Raw genomic sequence first — 1,270 nt, forward strand, 5'->3', positions numbered from 1 at the left:
CAGACAAGTGGAATTTTGATGTAACCCTAGTCCGCTTTCTCTTCGCCATTTTTACTGTGGCAAATTTTGGAATTGGTGTGATTATTTACATCATCCTTGCCTCTATCCTGCCAACTAAGGAAGAAATCGAAGCCGAAATGTACGGAACAGGACCACGCAAACGCAAGGAAGCCCAAGCCATTGAAGACAATGATGGTTGGTTTTGGTGAGGTAAATTAATGAAATAAGCTTTGTTTTATAAAATAAACAAGGCTTTTTTCATCTTGTCATAATACCTACCTAAATGGTATAATAAGCGTATAAAATGATTTTGATTATTCTAGTGAAAAATTTTTCAAGAATCTATAAAGATATTTACTAAAAGGAATCATAATCGAAAAATAATATTCATAAAATGTGGAGTTTTTTATGTTCGAACTAAATATAACAAAGTTAATTATTGTATGTGACGAGAGTACAGTTGGATATGCTAATTACTTACGCCAGCTTATAAGTGCTAATGACGATGAAGAAGACGTAATTATAGGAACTAAAGATGGTGCAATTAAAGTAAGTGTTTGGTTAGAAAAACATTATTTAGATAATATGTCTACAATATCGTCTAATGAACATGTTTTGTTTATAGGTGAAAATCAAGCTAGTAAGAATGAAATATCTAGCATGAATGTAAAATTCGACAAATATGGAATGAAATACGGCTGGTTAGGGAAACGTGGGATGATGCTTATCTCAAAAACTATAGATAATCCAGAAGACTACAATGAATTTATTGAGCTTTGTCGGAATTATAAAACCGAATTTGAACTTATAGAATTTAAAAAATCTCTACCAGAACAAGCAATAGATGCAGCAGTTAGTGCAATGGGCGATATTCCTGATATTATGTTGAATGTTGGAAATACATTATTATCTTTCTTAGGACCTGTGCCAGCTATTGCAGCGGATGCAGTCAATGCGGTTGCAGAAGCTACAAAATGGATTACAACAACAGAGGATCAGAGAAAAATTACTGACCAACAATTCCGAGCTTTGACTTTAATATTATACATGGATGGATTATCTGAATTCTTGGAGGGATAAAGAATGGAAGCCTTTAATGAGGGATATGAATTCTTTGAGAAGAACGCAGGTAATTTTGCAGGACATGCTGCTGGAGTACATTATATAGACTCTGTAGAATCAGAGATAAAAAAGTTGGTGAATAATCTAAATGAATTCAAATCAAGTGGTGCGCTTATAGATACATTAAAGGGAGATGCTGCTGAGTTTT

General features: G+C 33.5%; 3 protein-coding genes. All 3 read left to right on the forward strand.

Annotated features, from left to right (window positions below):
- The coding region (locus tag Q7O90_RS02535; protein ID WP_304127060.1) for a PspC domain-containing protein at positions 1-209 on the forward strand (209 nt) is incomplete at its 5' end.
- A gap of 199 nt (positions 210-408) precedes the next feature.
- Positions 409-1,080, forward strand: coding sequence for a hypothetical protein (locus Q7O90_RS02540; RefSeq protein WP_247942866.1), 672 nt, complete (start codon positions 409-411; stop codon positions 1,078-1,080).
- 3 nt (positions 1,081-1,083) lie between these two features.
- Positions 1,084-1,270, forward strand: a 187-nt coding sequence (locus Q7O90_RS02545) for a hypothetical protein (RefSeq protein WP_442929234.1), incomplete at its 3' end; no start/stop codon positions are given.

The organism is Mogibacterium diversum (genome assembly GCF_938028775.1).
Taxonomy (GTDB): domain Bacteria; phylum Bacillota; class Clostridia; order Peptostreptococcales; family Anaerovoracaceae; genus Mogibacterium; species Mogibacterium diversum_A.